Consider the following 17366-nt stretch of genomic DNA (forward strand, 5'->3'; position numbering starts at 1 on the left):
ATCTGCTATCCAAATAGGGTAGTAATGCCACTACCCCATGGGGTAGTTTTTATTAGGTGCTGATAATCAGATGCTTATAAGGTGGGTTTTTCTTGCTTTATAGCAAAGTGTAGTGCTTCCTTTCTATTGGCAACACCCAGTTTTTCATAAACTTTCTTTAGATGAAACTTTACGGTGTTGACAGAAAGAAACACTTTTTCAGCTATTTCACTATTGGAGTGCTGGGAAATAGCCAGCTCAAAAATCTCAAACTCACGCTCAGTAAGCGGAGTAAGTAATCGCTTGTTGAGTTCCTCTAAATCGATCTCTGGTGCCTCTGGGGATTGCTCAATTAAAGAGGTTATTCTAAGACGCAAATTGTCCGTTTCTTCAGTCAGCAATCTCTCCTTCAATCTTGCCTGACGAATGATGAAATATGTAACCGAAAGCCCTATGATCAAAAGAACAATGGCCCCAATGATAACAGTCATTTGCTCTCTACTTTTCTTCTCCAGGCTAATGGCCGAAAGTTCGTTTTGAGTCGTAAGTAATTCTATTTGCTGTTGCTTTTTCTCTGTCTCGTACCTGGCCTCAACATCTGCCAAACGTTCCATTGCTTCTGCTGCATTCAACGAATCATTAATAGCAGTAGATAATAGTTTTTCCTCCAGTGCTTTTTTATAATCTCCGCTTTGTCTGGCAACCTTGAATAACAAATTGTGGGCATTTTTGGAGTGAATCGGATACTTTCCCTGTTCAGCAATTTTTAAACCCGTCATCGCAAAATCCTTTGCCTTGTATAATTGACCCAATTGCAAATAACAGTTTCCAACAGAAAGATTTGTATGAGCTTGAGTCTCTGCATCCCCTAGTGTAAGTGCATATTTAGTCGCCCTCAGATAATGAATGAGTGCTTCTTTATATTTCTGATCACTCTGATAAAGGTCCCCAAGATTATTTTCAACATAGGCTAATGAATTAATGTCATCAGCTACTTCTAGATAAGCTAGCGCTTGCTTATTGTAATTGATACTTTGTCTTATAGAGTCTAGAGCTTCACTAACTATGGCTAACATCAGATAGCCATTCCCGATGGCAGCAGTATCTGCAGTCTGCAATGAATTGTCAAGAGACTTTTTTGCGTACAGCCAGGAAGATTGGTAATCTTTCAGTTGATAAAATATTCCCCCAATGTTCCCGATGATGTCAGATTTGGCCTCTTGAAAACGTAACTCACCAGCATTCTCAAGCGCAATCTTCTCTGCATTTTGGAAAGCACCCAATGATCGCTCATGATCTCCTTGTATTCGAGATAGTACACCTATTGAATTGTAAGCCCTCATCAGGGTATAATCATCCTTTGATACTTTGGCGGCATCAACACACTTAGTTAAATAATATATGGATGAGTCGCCTTTGCCTAGCTGTCCATATGCAATTCCAGATGCGAGGTAGTATTTATTTCTAAGCGTATCGGCTAATTTATCAACATCATTAACCTGCTGTAGAAGGTTAAGTGATTCATTCGGATTTTGAGCATCATAGGCTTTATTGATAAGCTCAAGATCAGATATGGCTTGTGCGCCAACCAGTTGTACTGCAATCAATACGATTACAATGTTGGCAGATTTACGAATCGGTAATAGCCGGTCAAATTTCATCTGACTAAAATAGCCGTATTTGTGGAAACACATAAAAAAACCGACCCCTTAAAGAAGTCGGTTAAAATTCCCGAATGCGATTCACATCGATCCAGGACGCCCTATGCTGTATACCATCTCCGCCTGTCGATGGCTCCAACATGACATATCATGTTGGGATTCTGTCTTTGTCCTGTGAGGGTGACTGGTTGGTGCCTCCTCACCATTCTGTGTATTCTTCATCATCCCGAAGAATGAGGTGTCTCTTCTCGAAAGACTCCCCTTCATCGGAATAGCTACTATGAACGATTGACCCGTCCTAAAATAAGTTTACAAGTTAAAAGATACGTCCTATTATTTATTTACAATTTTTGGTTAATCCGATTCTAGGTTTACAGTTGTTGAATTCGGATAATAATTCTTCCATATTCTGGATACTTTCAAAGAATCCGAATTATGTACCTGAGAAGGTTTCTTATTTGAAATACTCATGTGAGGCCTCTGCTCATTATACAGCCGTACAACTTCTTCAAGTAGCTGTTGTGCTTCTTTCAAATTGTTAACCTCATAGCACTCGAGGTATTCATTTTTAATAATACCATTTACACGTTCAGCAACAGCATTTTCCAAAGGGTCACTGTTTTCGGTCATGCTGATCTGAATAACATTATCCTGCAATAGCTTTACATACTCACTACTGCAATATTGTATTCCTCTGTCAGAGTGATGGATAAGGTTTTCTGCAGGATTCTTTAGCGATGTTATAGCCATTTCAAGAGCCTTAATGGAGGCAATAGCTTCTAATGTTTCTGAGACAGAATAACCCACTATTTTATGGGAATACGCATCTGTAATAAAGCTGATGTATAAATATCCATTAAGCATTTTCCAATAGGTGATGTCGCTGACCCACAATTGATTAGAAGATGTTGGAACAAACTCCTTTATCAGGTTTGGATATTTTTTCAACCAATGAGATGAGTTTGTAGTATAAACCCTTCTTTTTCTTTTTTTGACTAGCAAATTATTGTCAGCTAAAAGATTAAAAAGAGCATCTCTACCCATTTTTATTTGATGATCAAGCATGAACGGATCAAGTAATTCATACAATTTTCTAGTACCCATACGTGGATGGCTTTGACGAATATTTTTCACTTCATTAATAATCAAATGATGTTCAAACGTTGTTTCTTCAACATTCCAGTAATGTTGGTAATATGATTGTCTGGTAATACCAAATAATAGGCATAAACGTCCCAGGGCAACTCGTTGATGCCTTTCCTTTAAGGTGGTTATTACTTGGTATCGGACTTTTTTCGAATAGGTATTTTTAGCTCTTTTTCAGCAATGTCAATCATCAACTCATAGCCCTCTACTTTGAGCTGAGCTACTTCCAATTGCTTCTTTAGTTCCTTGATCTTCTTTTGAAGCTCTACCGGGTCTTTATCGTTTTCTGGTTTATCCAATATTGTAAACTGCTGTCGAGGTGAAGATACCAACTTCGTTTGTTTTAACTTAGGATCTCCCTGGATATAACCTAGTTTCCGCATCCAATTGAGGAGCTGACCGTGCTCTTCTGTCTGTCCAGTATATTTTTTCCAAAGCTCAATTTTGGAATAGCAGCCTGACAGATACTCCTTGATCATCTCTTCACGTTCAGCCCAGCTAATCGAGCCACCTGTCCTAATATTAGTTTTGTCCATTTTTTAGTTTACATTTTGTGTAAACTCATTTCAGGACAAGTCAGATTCTTAATGACCCTCCCTCATACAAGGAGGGGAAAGAGGAAATGATTATTGACCTTTCCTGTGATCTCGCAGCTTCTTGATGCCATAAGCCCCACCTGCGGCTAGCAGGATGCTCAAGCCACCGTCTATCGGTGTGGCTGGTGGTGCACTGGGCTGGGCCATTGCTGGAAGAACAAGAAGCAATGCTGGAAGAACAAGTAGGGTTTTATATAGTAGATTTTTCATGGTTTTAGTGTTTTAGAACCCACCCCTAAATCCCCTCCGAGGAGGGGACTTGAGGCTATAGGTATTTATTTCAAAATGATTTTATGTGATTGTTCTCCGTCGGTGACGATGTAGACACCTGCCGGGAGATTCGTTTCGATCTTAGCAGACCTGCTGAGTTTTCTGCTCAACAATCGCTGACCATCCAGGCTAATCAACTCGAAGGATCTTTCCGTACCTTCGGGTAGGTTGATGTAGACCGTCTGCTCGTAGGCGTAAACCTGAATGTCATTGGTTTCTAACCCGAGTACTCTTGCATTAGTTACCAACTCAAAGCGATCAGTGAACTGGCCTGCAGCTGAATTGAAGCTGTAACTTTCTCTGCTTAAGTCGATCGTCTCTTCCGTTTGCTTGTCCAGAAGATAGAAACTTTCGCCTTGGGCATTGGTCAAGTCAAGCTCAATGGTGTAAACGCCTGCTTCAGCTACATTGTAAGCTAACTGGACCACCTCGCGTTCATGGCTGATCCCTTGTATGGCCAAAGCTTTGTCATCCTTTAACGTGTAGATCAAATCTGCTGCTTTAGAACTGAACACCTTCGCATCAAAGCTGCGATCAAATTGATCATCACTTATTCCTCCAATACGACCAACTATAGCTTGTTTGAACAATCCCTGCTCATTTGTCAGGTTCACACGGACATAAGCTGGAGTACCAGCTGTACGGAAGAAGTTGTCATCGGCATTGCTGCCCACTATCCGCATGCCAGGAGTGAATGTGATTTCAGTATCCGAGTCATCAACAAGTTTTACAAAGAAGCCCTGGGCCGAACCAAGATTGCCGTTGTATCGGGAAGCTCCTCCTGCCGGAGTTGGCGTGGTGTTGATGGCAACCGTTCCATTAGCGATGATGTAGTCCGCATTAGTACCTCTGCCATTGTCCGAACCATTGTCATCCCAGATATACACAGCCCCTTCTATATTGGTCTGAGCCAGGAAGTCCCCCACTTCAATAGCAGTAGCATAAGGATTGGAAACGAATACCCAACCTTCGTTCTCTTCATTCACACCATCATCGTAAGTTCCAGTGTACGTTCCGTTTACATTGACAGTACTTACATTTGGGACTCCTTCAAAGATGATCTCCTGCTGATTGGCCTGCGTATAGCCTACACCCGGCACCAGCTGACCACTATGAGTAATCCATCGATCCAGCCCATCGTTTGGATCAAAAGCCTGGCTCTCATCATAGCTGTATACAAATGAACCAAGTGTTGCATCTGTCACATTTGCCGTTTGTTGAACTGGAGTCCCCACAAAACTATATCGTCCGTCAGCATAGCGTGTATTGCGCTTGATGATCGCATCATTTCCAGTGAAATCACCAGCTTCATGTGTCATCAGGTCGGCACCAGACTCCACCACTAGAGATCCATCGTTGGTGATGTCTCCCACCACATACAGGTAGTTATCAGGAGCTACGGTCAGGGTTTTTCCTGAGTTGATTACCAGACTATTTACTTCAAGGGTACCATCGTCTGTCGTATTGTAGTCTCCGTCGATGATTACATCATCAGTCCCGGCTCCAGGAGTACCATTCAGCCATGCAGTACCTGTCCAGATTAGCGGTTCAACTGTATCATCAATAATGGTGATAGTGAATTCCTCTAAGTAGGTGAAAGTCCCATCACTTACCTGAACATTGATGGTATATGAGTTTTGAGACTCATAGTCAAACATTTCGCTGGCAAGGAGCTCTCCATCTACAATATCAAACGAAGTATTGTCTGGATAAGTCGCATTGTCTTCCAGAGTGAATGTGTAATCCTCACCCTCATCCTCATCAGTAGCGGTGAATGCCCCAATTACTGCATCGATACTATTATTCTCCGTTATTGAGGCATTATCAAGAATGATATCTGTAGGTGCTTCGGTTATATCATTTACCGTGATCTCCCAGGTAACCTCTGTAAATAAGCCACCTTGATCTGTACTTCTGATTCTGATATAAATTGGATTCGAAATGGATTCATGATCAAAGGAAGATTTGGCACGAAGGACATCTCCATCAATTTCGAATAAGGCATTGCTGTTATCACCAAGCCCTGAAACCAATGCATAAGTATGGATATCTGAGCTATTTGGATCGTCCGTAGACAAGGTGCCTACTGCAGCATTGTCACCGGCATTCTCATCAATGGAGGTGCTGGTAATGAATAGGTCATCTGGAGCACCGTTTAATTCAGTAATAGTAACCGTATAAACCTCGGTGTTTCCTGCCTCTGCTGTGACTGTGAAATCTACTGGATCTGTGAAATCTACTGTGGCTCCACTAGCTGGGCTAACTGTAGCTCCAGGAGAAAGTGAGATGGTCGGCTGCAAAGCAGAAATGTCCGTTCCGGCTTCTACATCCAGTGTAATAGACGTGCCGAAAATCACCTCATCCCCATCCTGGCCAGATACATCAAATGATAAGAGGCTAGTAAATGTATTTGGATGCTCATAAGCACCTTTTGCAGGAGCATATGTGCTTCGGGTTGTACCTTCTATGTCTTCAGTGATCTCTGCAACAGGCGTACCTCGAAATGATTCTGAAGTTAAATTAGTAGATGACAAAGAGAAGTCCATTGCAGCGACATCCGTAAATATTGGTGCGTCGAAAGTCATCCCGGTAAGGCCTAGAGTTCCATAATCGGTTTCATTATAACTCACTCCAGCTACTTCAATTGGCACCCTGGAATGGCCATTATCTGGCAAATAGATGTTATTATTTGACACATTTGTTGTGCTCAAACTTCCCCAGTCCATACCAATAGCTGATCTTATACCAGCGTCTCTGGTAACGGAAATCACATTATTTTGGAAAGTAGCATCCCCACTTCCATGTGCATATAATCCCGTTAAATACTCATCTCCATCTCCAGCACCTTCTATCAGGATAGTATTATGACTAATCATTGTGGTTGCTAAAGAAGCAGCATTAATTCCGACTATGGATACTGCCCCAGTTGGGTTAGCATAAATCACATTGTTATAGAACTTGAGATTTGTGCCACCAACCTGAGCTACTGTGAGATAAGTTCCATTCACCAATGCATCATAATAAAACACATTATTTCTTATAGTCACGTCTACATTGTTAGGTTGAATATAAATTCCCCTCCGCTCACCTGAAATAGTTTCTACAGGTCTTATTAAGCAATTCTCAACCAAAATATTAGAGGAACTCGAAGTTGTCATAATACCATAAGATGCCTTAGCCGTTAGATCTCTTACTGTGATATTATTTGCACCAAACACATCAATTGGATAATGTGATGTAAACTCTTCAGTGGTAAGTGTTAACTCTCCCTTTCCATCGATGGTCAAATCATCAAATCCATTGATATCAATAAACTCCACGACTGTTACATCGGTGACACCACTAGCCGGGTAGATGCTAAGTTCAAAAGTTGCTCCATTAGCTGGTTCCGCAAAAATTGCTGTTTGATTGCTAGCAGTAGTTTGAGTCTGGAGCAATTCCAGATTTACCGGACTGGTAGCTCCTCTCCAGCTCAATTCCAACGCGGCTTCTTTTAGTGTCTCATAATCTCCACCAGTCCCCACGGTATATGTTCCTCCAGCAATAGCAGGTTTCAAAATAATAATCGTCCAAACGGAGTTGGTTCCGTCTTCTGCTCTTAGTCCAAGATTGGCAGAGCTTGAAGTGTAACTGTATGCTACTCCTGACTCAGGCCCATAATTTCGCGTTGTTCCCTCAGTCACTGTGTAGGTAGCAGTTAAAGTTGAAGAAGCCTCTTCGGCCACCTCCACTGTTACAGTCTTATTAGCTACATCGATTACTGCCGGAGAAGTCTGATCCTCCATAGTGAATGTCAATATATTGGACTCTGTATTTACCAAACGAGAAGAAACATCCCAATCTTGATTTGCTCCTGTTTCACTAGTTACTGTGTAGGTCACAGTACTTGCAAAGTCTTGAGACACCCCACTTAGTGGACTAATGGATCCTCCAGAATTAACTGTAACTGTTGGTATCTGAGTTGTCGGGTCTCCTGAATTCAGAACAAGCTTTACCGTATGGTTATCATAATCAATGATCGAAGATATGGCCTGCTCTGGCACTGAAAATGACATAATATCAGTGGCAATGTTGGCATATTCATATGCGCCAAGAGAAGGACCTTGAGTGCTTCGGGTGGTGCCTAAAATATCCTTTGACACACCAACTACAACTCCTCTCAATGCACCTGCAGATAATGATGTACCCGATAAATTCAAATCTCCACTGGCTGCATCCACAAAGTCCACATCATACTTGGTATGGCCAGGATAGGCTGTGATGAAAGTTTCCCACTGATCAGATTCAGCATAATTACCTCCGAGTAGTCCATAACTCTGGAGAGAGCTTACAAATGGAAGATGGAAATTGTTAGCTGTAAAAGTTAAATCATTGGTATTTGCCGATCCGGAAATGTAGAATCCCTGCATTTCGCCATTACCTTCCATCTGGATGATATTATTGCGGATATCCATTTCTCCAGTGCCGAAAATCATAAGACCATAAGATAGATCAAACGTATAGGATACATTCAAATAAATGGTGTTGTGAAACACGTTCGCAGAACCTGAAGGCTGAACGAGTATTCCGGAAGTATGCTCCCCAGTGGCCGAAATAGTATTATTATAGACATTGGAGACACCTGTTGTTCTAGTGGCGATCGCAATTCCACCATCCACATTAGTCAACAAAAATGTATTGTTAAATATGTCAGCACTGGTGCAAACTGTAGTAGTAGCAATAACCGGGCTTGACGGGTCATCTATCACAATATCATTATCATGAACACTGATATAATCAACCTCTCTAGCTTCCACAAAACGCTTTCCATAGTGAACAACCATATTCTTTACCTCGATATTCTCGCATGGATTAGCTGAATCATCGTCTTCAAAAATGATGTTGTAGTTAGATGAAACTGACTTAATTGACAAAATGTCCTTACCATCAATGATCAGGTTTTTAACCCCTCGGACATACCAGGAATGGTACTGTACACTAGCCGTGGTGGCACCATCCACTACTGTAATAGTGGTAGTGAACTGATCGCTTCCAACATATCCATAGAGGTATTCAAAATAAACGCCTACCTCCTCATGGCCATCCATGATTTTGAGATTCACATCAGCAGCAATTCCAATGGATTCCAGTGCATCAAAAGCATCCGATAACGTGGTGTAATCTCCGCCAGAACCTATGAGATAATCACCTGCAAGTAAATCAGTAACAGTCACTGTCCAATTCTGGCTAACTCCAGACTCAGCCGTTACCGAAAAATTCACAGGCGATGAAAAATTTTGAGCTGTTGTAGGTGAGTAGTTACCACCAGAGCTCACTTCTACTGAAGGAAGCAAAGATGTCAGATCCGTTCCGGGAGCCACGTTGATAGATACGGTATGATTAGTATTATTGATAACTGCCGGAGTAGTTTGTTCTGCAAAGCTAAACGCCAGAATGTCATTGCCACTTTCGATCACATTGGTGACCGTGATAACAAATACTTCCTCCAAATAATAGCCATTCTGATCAGTGGATCTGATGCGAACTGAAGCAGAAGGCATAGTTTCAAAATCAAGAGCAACTTTTGGATAAAGACCGGACCCACTTATTTTGAAAAAGTCATTGTGATCGTCACCTTCTCCAGATACCAGTGTATATGCGTGAGTATCACCTGGATCATCTGTGGTACTTAATACACCTACCGGGTTTTTTGTGCTATTTTCACTGACGGTATTGTTGCTTAGTTCCATATTAAGTGGCGATCCCGGAAATCTTTCAAAGGCAGCAAACCCATTCAAAAAACCATCGGTTAAGTAAAATCCGGAACTTGCAAAAAACACACTAAAGTCATCCACCAATAGATCAGCATAATATGGTATAGCACCATCGATGATCCATTCCTCAACATCTCCAGTTACTTCATTAATAACTCCAATATCCGTTGTTTGACCTGATGTAGTCGTAGTGAAAGTTCCTCTAGCATATACTACTCCTGCATCTACTGCGATTGCACCAACCAAAGACGAAGAGGCCGAAGGATCCCATGAAGTGGAGTTCCCAGTAGAAGGATCTATTGCAGCAATTCTCGATCGAGCATTTCCACCTACATTAGTAAAAAAACCACCCACATAAACTAATCCAGATTCAGCCACAGTTAAAGCATAAATATCTCCATCCGCGTTAGGATCCCAGGTTGTAGCAAGCCCATCACTGATATTAATTTCTGCAATTTTATTTCTCGTTTGACCTCCAATGGAAGAGAAAGATCCACCAGCGTAGATGGTATTATCTCCAAATTCCATCTCCCTTACCGCGCCTGTAGCTCCTGGGTTCCAGGTTTCAACATTACCTGTTGAGATATTTATTTTCGCAATATAGGACTGTGAAACACCACCAATACTTGTAAATAAACCTGAAACATAAAAGTAGGTGTCATCAATCAGCATATCTTCAACACTGTTGTTTGGTGCAGGATCCCAAGATGACAACAATCCAGTGGAAGCGTTGACTACTCCCAGATTCTCCCTGGATGTTCCATTGATCTCATCAAAATTTCCACCCACAAACACAGCTGTTGCTTCTTTAAGAATCTTATAGACACTTCCTGTTCGCTCGATGTAGGGCGCCCATGACGTTACATCCCCAGTAGATAGATCAATAGCAGCAAGACTCATTCTAGCTTCACCCCCAATGGCTGACAAAGCACCACCTACGAATACATCGGTTCCTGAAACACCAACCGCATAAGCCTGACCCGCAGCTCCTGGATTCCATGATACAAGCGCTCCGGTACTGGTGTTTATGGCAGCTACTGATTGCTGTTGTTCTCCGCCTACAGAGGATACTCCACCGGCCGCATAAATAGTGGTACCCGAAATAGCTAAATTATAGACTGTACCAATTACGGTCGGATTCCATGAGTTAATCGTTGCTGTTGAAATGTCAAAAGAAGCTAAACCCCTTCTTGCAACACCATACATGGACGTAAAACCACCTCCCACATACAATGTACCACCATCTACCAATATGGCGGTAATAACCCCAACCTGATTAAATGACCAATTCGTATTGGTGCTACCATCAGAGGCATATACCGATGCCACTCTTCCAGCAGCGACCCCATTAACTGTACTGAAATGACCAGCCAGAAATACCTCTGTACCATCTGTAGCTATAGCTCGAACGGTACTACTAACATTTGGGGCCCAGGTAGTCAACTCCCCTGTAGAGGTGTTATAAGCGGCTACATTTGCTCTGGACTCTCCATCCACCGTACTAAAGCCTCCGCCTATATAAAGCGTGGTTCCACTAACAGCCATTGCACTCACGGTACTGTTTACAGTTGGATTCCATTCCACAAAGGCTTCAGCCGACAAATCATAAGCAGCAAGCTTTGGTTGTGACTCTCCCCCAATAGTGTTAAATGAACCTCCTATGTAAAGCACATTGCCATCGAGTACCATTGCTTCGACGTAACCACCAGTGGTATTGAGTGATAAATCTGTTACCGTACCGGAGCTATTTATATGCGCAAAGCCATTTCTGGTCAAGCCTCCCACTTCCGAAAACCAACCACCAATGTAAAAGCCTCCTGAACCATCAGAGATAGCTGCATTGACTCGTCCATTAATTCTTGGATAACTTGAGGAAACCGCGCCAGTACTGCTATTCACAGCAGCACCATTGCGATGCATATCTCCTATATGAGTGAACTTACCACCGACATACAAAATATTATTAGCTTCATCATGAGCCATGGTGTTGATCGTGCCATCGGTATTAAAGTTTTCAAATTCACTGAGGATGGTCTGCCCGGTCAGTGAAAGACTACCAAAGAAGCATAGCATTAACAGCCAAGCCAGCCTGGTACTTTTTGTTGTGGTGATTTTACGAGCGCCATCTGGTACACTCGATCGTTTGTAGAAATTCATAGCATAAATAATTTTAGAGCGTTTATGCCAGTGAAATTCTCGGATTATAAAGGCAATCTACCTGACCCCATGGGCTAGTTCTTCACCTACCCAGTCGGGTAGTTTTTGTATTCAATTGATTTTCAGTTGGTTACAGACTCAAATATCAGAAGCTCCTCTTCTAAAAATAAAGAACCGACCCACTCCAGCAAGCCAGAATGTGGTCGGTTCAATTCCTGAATTCGACTAAGTCCCGATGCTTCGGGAGATTCAGGACGCCCTATACTGTCTGCCACCTCCGCCCGTTGGTGACTCAGCATGACAAGATTTGGTCATACTGGGATTTTGTCTATTCCTTTGGAGGCGTGACTGGTTGGTCTCCGCACGTTGTTCCAATAAGATTCCCCGGTAAGATTCTCAGCGATGAGAATCTTCCGTGGAATGACGATCAATTATTTATTGACTTTTTCGATGATCTCGCAGTTTCTTGATGCCATATGCTCCGCCTGCTGCCAGCAGGATGCTCAGTCCGCCATCAATCGGTGTGGCTGGTGGTGCACTTGGCTGGGCCATGGCTGGTAAAACGAGTAGTAATGCTGGTAGAACGAGTAGTGATTTGTATAGTAAAGTTTTCATGGTTTTAGTGTTTTTATAATGGCGTCATTCTCCGACGAAACGGTGTGGAGATCGGGGTACCCGACCAGGGGAATCTTCTCTACCAGATTCCCCGGTAAGACTCTCCTATCTGAGAGCCTTCCGTGGAATGACGTTCGTTCATATTATTTTAAAATGATTTTGTGTGATTGCTCTCCGTCGGTGACGATATAGACACCTGCAGGAAGGTTGGTTTCGATCTCCATAGATCGATTAAGCTTTCTGCTCATCAATTGCTTACCATCCAAACTCATCAGTCGGAATTCTCTTTCCAACCCCTCGGGCATATTGATGTAGATGGTCTGGTCATTCGAATAGACCATTACCTCCTCCTGGTCGAGAGCCAGAACGCGTGAAGTCAAGCGCACTTCAAAGCGATCATTGAATATGCCCACATCTGAGGTGAAGGCATACTCACTTTCCGGCTCCAGCGTAATTGACTTCTTCATCTCGTGATCTACCAACTCTATGTGGTATTCACTCAACCCGGCCAACTCAACTGGATTGATCGTAAAGACTCCTGTCTCAGTCACTTCGTAGCCCAGACGAATTATTGCTTCGTCTGCCGGGGCAATAGCCTGAATAGCCAGCAGACTTTCGCCCGTCAAAGAATATAGCTCCACAGGCAGTCCACTCTTCCTCAAGACAGCATCTTTCTGCAAGTCATAACCGGCTGTGGCCTGATTATCCATAGCAACAAGTGTCTGCTTTTGTACCTCACCATTACTCAGACTTAGTTTGATCGAATGCGATTCGGATTTTCTAAAGAAGTGATCATCATCGTTATCACCGCTGACTCGCTGATCTTCTTGAAACGAAACCGAAATATTACCGGCAGTTTCTACAAAAAATCCTTGAGCGGTTCCTATATAACCATCGTAACTATTGCTGTTGAGGTTACTGGTAGCAGTGACACTGCCCATATCATTCACCTGAATAAAGGCTCCTGATTGCTGGCTACCGCCTGATGCTCCGCCATCGTCCCAGATGGCTATGGAAGAAACAGACGCATTGTCACTGAAAAACTCATCCACATCCAATGCAGCCGAGTACGGATTACCGACCAGATGAAATCCGCTGTTTTGTGAAGTATTCACATATTCGGTGATGGTACCAACTGTAGGTTTACCGATAAATTCAAATACCTCCGGTGAAAATGTGGCTGCATATCCTTTGCCTTGATCAATAACCGCTAATTGATTCATCAGCGTGTAGCCATAGCCGTTGTTCTCATTGGTCTCCTGGGCTTCATTGTAACTGTAAACCCGGTTGCCCAGTTTGTTCATTAGATTAGCGGTGCTTGTGACCGGCAAGCTCACAAAGCTGTACTTCCCAATGCTGTTGTCACTAGATCCGAAGGAGGCATTTCTCCTTACCCGCACATTTCCATCTACTGTATTTCCTTCAAACGTGATTAGTGATGCGCCGGATTCTACGGTAAAAAGTCCATTGGCATCCAGATTACCATTCACAATCAGTGTTGCTCCTGGCTCGATATTGAAAACTACTCCATTAGCTGTGGTCAGGTCATTGACTTCTAAAATCTCATCATTGGCAAATGAATAGTCTGATGTAAAGAGCACGTTTTCACTAGCTCCAGGTGCTCCCAAAGACCAGGAGGTTCCATTCCAGGTATTGGTCGCAGCCTCAGTAGTAAACGTCCAAATGTCCGTCCACTCACTATCTCCATCATCTCCATGTGCCATGACACGCCATGAGTACTCGGTTTCGGAATCAAGTCCAGAAAGCATGTAACTCGTACCGCTAACATTCTCATCCAGAAACAGACCTGACTGATCACCTACCTGAATGGTATAATCATTCGCTCCTGAAACGGTATTCCATGTCAACGTGGGAGTTATGGACACATCGGTAGCTCCATCAGCTGGGAAAGTAAGCACTGGCACATCCAGCGGCTCAGGCTCAGCTCTGGTGGTGAAACTCCAGATTTCGGACCACTCACTATAGCCTTCCGAATTGTCAAGAGCCCGTACTGTCCAGGTGTATTCTGTGGAATACTCCAGTCCACTGATCTCGTAGCTCGTTCCTATAATGTCTTCTACATCCTCTTCATAAATCTGATCTGCATCTGACACGTATAAGTGATACTCATCTGCATTTGCCACGGCACTCCACTCTAGTGTAATGGTGACAGCTACATCCACTGCTTCATCTGTAGGAGATACTAACTGAGGAGTGGCAATTGGTGCAGCCTCTGTAGTAAAGCTTCGCTCCTCAGACCACTCACTTTCATTTTTACTGTCATGTGCCTTCATTTTCCACACATAAGAGGTCTCGTATAGCAAGGGATCTTCCAGCTCTGTACCCAAGTCAAGGCTTGTGCCAGTGATGCTAGCTCCCTCATAAACCGGGTCAATTTCTCCCTGCTCAGTAACCCTCAGCGTATAGCGCGTAGCACCAGACACGGCACTCCAGGTCATAGTAGGAGTGATAGAAACATCCATAGTTGCATCTGCAGGACTGGTTAACAAAGGCGCATCCAGAGAGGGATCTTCCTCGGTGGTAAATGTCCAGGCATCATCACCATTGTTATCAATGGCATCTGGTATTGGGACGCCGATACCAATATGCCCAACGCTGAAGCCAAACTCATCTTCAAAAACACCATTGGTAGAATTGAAGACATAAATCCGATATTCTTTTTCGTATAGTAGATCAACATCTGGATTGATGGTCACTACATTACCACTCACAGAAATCTGAGCTGAATTGGCTGGAATGGTGGTAGTGATCCCATCGGTGACGTTGATTATCTGAATCCGATCACCAGCCACTACGCTGTTTGTTTTGAAAACAGGTCCATCAAAAGTCATGGTAATATCTGTGTCTATAGCTACATCTGAGGCCCCATCTACCGGACTAACGGCTGATTGTTCATATGGATCACGAATGGAAAATACCAAATCATTGATAAGCAAGGAAGAGGATGGATTACCTGCTGCATCTTCGAGGGCTCCGGCATCTATCGAAACTGAGACAGTATATCCATGAAAGATCGGATCTGCCGGGTCAATGGTCAGCTCTGAGCCAGAGATGGTAATTTGTGAGCTTCCGATAGCTATTGTTTCATGTGTGATGGTACCATTTACCTTAATCGTCACATTTCCGCTGCCTTTTACTATCGGCTCGGAAAACTCAATCACAATGTTTTCATCAGGTTCTACATCGGTTTCATTGTCTGTTGGTGAAATAAAACTGCTTACCGTTGGGCCTACTTCATCCAGATCACCAGTGGAGAAATTCCAGGCATCTGTTGTGGTCATGCTAGCCATCATATTGCCTAGCTCATCTTCGAAAGCATCAAAGAACTGGACGTAGTAGCTTTCATCATCTGTCAGGTCATTGGTAGGATTTATCGTGATCGTGGACGTGCCATAGCCTGTTACCTTGGCTGATGGCAACAAAAAGGTTTCGACAGTCGTACCATCCGCCTTTCTAATCCTGATCAATTCAGTATTTCCTGTCACAGGCAGCTCCACTACTTCATCAAATTGAATGACCAGGTTAGCATCTACAGCTACGTTGGTGGCATCATCCGCTGGAGAGAGGCCGGTAATAACTGGAGCCTGCGTATCCAGTACTCCCGCGGTGGTAAAGGACCAATCACCTACACCAACTCCCGGGAAGTAACCGCCTTTCAGGTCGGAGAAAGAAAGCGAAGAAACAGAGATGTACATTTCTGTACCCGTTGGTAGATCGGTAGACGGGGTGAAAGAAACTTCATTGCCAGAAACCGTCACATCATCTGAGAAGAATTCTTCAAACGCTGTGTGATTCATATGGCTCAGTTTGATATATACCGTTCGTTTCACGACAGGCTCATCAAAAGTTAGTGTAAAGGTGTGGTCAGCAGCTACGTCGGTAGCATCTAGTGCTGGCGAATAGCTGGATACTCCCGGCGGAGTGGCTTCTTCTGAAGTGAAGTTCCAGATGGTTTTGTCATTAAAGCCTGCAAAATAGTTGCCCGCAGTATCTACGAGAGCATTAGTAGAAATATGCACATAATATTGCGTATTCAGCACCCACAAATCTTCGTCGGGTAAGTCTATGGTGACCACTTCTTCATCAATGTTCACACCCGGATCATTGAAACTAATGGATGTTTTCTCTGCATTATTGCTGTATCTGCGCAAATACAAGGTCCCCCCATTGGAGACCACTGGCTCGTTAAAGGTGATGACCAAATCGGAAAATATATCTACTCCTGTGGCACCGTTTGTCGGAGTGGTGCTGACTATCTCAGGTGGAAAAGGATCTGATACTGGTGTGATAGCGAAGGTGGAGGACACTGTCTCTCCGTCGGCATCAGCTGCCTGCACTCGAATATTCAGCGGATCAGGAATGGTCAAAGACGACCAATCTCCATTGGTAAGCAGATCGCCATCAACTATTCTAAAGTAAGAATTATGTGTATCTCCAGTTCCTGAAACCAGAGTGTAGGTAAATGTATCTCCAGCGTTAGGGTCTGTGGTGTAGAAGTATCCTACCTCTGTACCATCAGCGGCTGCATCGTACACCTCGTTACCTACTAGGCCCACATAGGTGGGTGCCTGATTGACTTGAAAATACCAACTAGACTCTCCTGTCCCGGCAAAATCATTTCCTTCCAGGTCTTCAAAAGCCCCAGCAGGAATCTCTATGTAATAGATACCACCATTAGAAAGTGGGGTAGTCAAACCAAAGTCGATTGAAAAAGAAGTGTTACCTGCACTAGCGGTGAGATCTGTAGCAGTACTCGCCGTGGCCTTTTCGAAGTAATTTCCGGGTGAGCTAAAGGCCATCAACCGAATGGTAACTCCAGCCGCATTTGGCACTACTTCCTCAGAAAAGGTAATGATGTATTCATGGTCCGTCTGGGAGGCCCTGTTGTAGTTATGCTCAGGGAATAGAGAACTAACAGTAGGGGCAGTTGCCAACGTAGGGGTAATGCCCCCAATCGTTATCAAACCAATGAGTAGCACTGTTTTGTGCCTGCAAAGATGATCTATCAGCATGTCCAGCCATCTCAGCATTTGGTTACTTTTAAATGCCAGGCGGTGCTTCCGATGGTGGAAGTAATGCCTGGCAGAATTCATAGAGCGATTTGATTTCATAGCATTGTGATTTGTTTAAAAAAACGCAATGCCAAAGTGGATCAAATCAAATACTCC

General features: G+C 43.4%; 8 protein-coding genes. All 8 read right to left on the reverse strand.

The window, feature by feature from the left end:
- Positions 1–74: 74 nt before the first annotated feature.
- On the reverse strand, positions 75–1640 hold the full coding sequence (locus ACO067_RS09495) for a LuxR C-terminal-related transcriptional regulator (RefSeq protein WP_421873397.1): 1566 nt from the start codon (positions 1638–1640) through the stop codon (positions 75–77).
- Positions 1641–1994: 354 nt separating this feature from the next.
- Complete coding sequence (locus tag ACO067_RS09500; protein WP_421878294.1) at positions 1995–2915, reverse strand: IS3 family transposase; 921 nt, start codon at positions 2913–2915, stop codon at positions 1995–1997.
- Positions 2915–3322, reverse strand: a complete 408-nt coding sequence (locus ACO067_RS09505) for a hypothetical protein (RefSeq protein ID WP_421873399.1) — start codon at positions 3320–3322, stop codon at positions 2915–2917. Before ACO067_RS09505 ends, ACO067_RS09500 begins: the two co-directional genes overlap by 1 nt.
- A gap of 90 nt (positions 3323–3412) precedes the next feature.
- A complete protein-coding gene (locus tag ACO067_RS09510) occupies positions 3413–3592 on the reverse strand; it encodes a PID-CTERM protein-sorting domain-containing protein (protein WP_421873401.1) in 180 nt (59 codons plus the stop codon).
- Positions 3593–3657: 65 nt separating this feature from the next.
- Complete coding sequence (locus ACO067_RS09515; protein WP_421873403.1) at positions 3658–11562, reverse strand: hypothetical protein; 7905 nt, start codon at positions 11560–11562, stop codon at positions 3658–3660.
- A 122-nt stretch (positions 11563–11684) separates the two neighbouring features.
- Positions 11685–11861 carry a hypothetical protein gene (locus tag ACO067_RS09520; protein WP_421873406.1) on the reverse strand — a complete coding sequence of 59 codons (177 nt, stop codon included), beginning with the start codon at positions 11859–11861 and terminating at the stop codon, positions 11685–11687.
- A 136-nt stretch (positions 11862–11997) separates the two neighbouring features.
- Positions 11998–12177, reverse strand: coding sequence for a PID-CTERM protein-sorting domain-containing protein (locus ACO067_RS09525; RefSeq protein WP_421873408.1), 180 nt, complete (start codon positions 12175–12177; stop codon positions 11998–12000).
- Between the two features lie 143 nt (positions 12178–12320).
- On the reverse strand, positions 12321–17309 hold the full coding sequence (locus tag ACO067_RS09530; RefSeq protein WP_421873410.1) for an Ig-like domain-containing protein: 4989 nt from the start codon (positions 17307–17309) through the stop codon (positions 12321–12323).
- Between the last annotated feature and the right edge of the window lie 57 nt (positions 17310–17366).

This window comes from Marinoscillum sp., from assembly GCF_965229915.1.
Taxonomy (GTDB): domain Bacteria; phylum Bacteroidota; class Bacteroidia; order Cytophagales; family Cyclobacteriaceae; genus Marinoscillum.

Bases quoted from the DNA above. Each gene is read 5' to 3' on its own strand.
- ACO067_RS09495 (WP_421873397.1), bottom strand. From the start codon at position 1,640: ATGAAATTTGACCGGCTATTACCGATTCGTAAATCTGCCAACATTGTA.
- ACO067_RS09505 (WP_421873399.1), bottom strand. From the start codon at position 3,322: ATGGACAAAACTAATATTAGGACAGGTGGCTCGATTAGCTGGGCTGAA.
- ACO067_RS09510 (WP_421873401.1), bottom strand. From the start codon at position 3,592: ATGAAAAATCTACTATATAAAACCCTACTTGTTCTTCCAGCATTGCTT.
- ACO067_RS09515 (WP_421873403.1), bottom strand. From the start codon at position 11,562: ATGAATTTCTACAAACGATCGAGTGTACCAGATGGCGCTCGTAAAATC.
- ACO067_RS09520 (WP_421873406.1), bottom strand. From the start codon at position 11,861: ATGCTGAGTCACCAACGGGCGGAGGTGGCAGACAGTATAGGGCGTCCT.
- ACO067_RS09525 (WP_421873408.1), bottom strand. From the start codon at position 12,177: ATGAAAACTTTACTATACAAATCACTACTCGTTCTACCAGCATTACTA.
- ACO067_RS09530 (WP_421873410.1), bottom strand. From the start codon at position 17,309: ATGAAATCAAATCGCTCTATGAATTCTGCCAGGCATTACTTCCACCAT.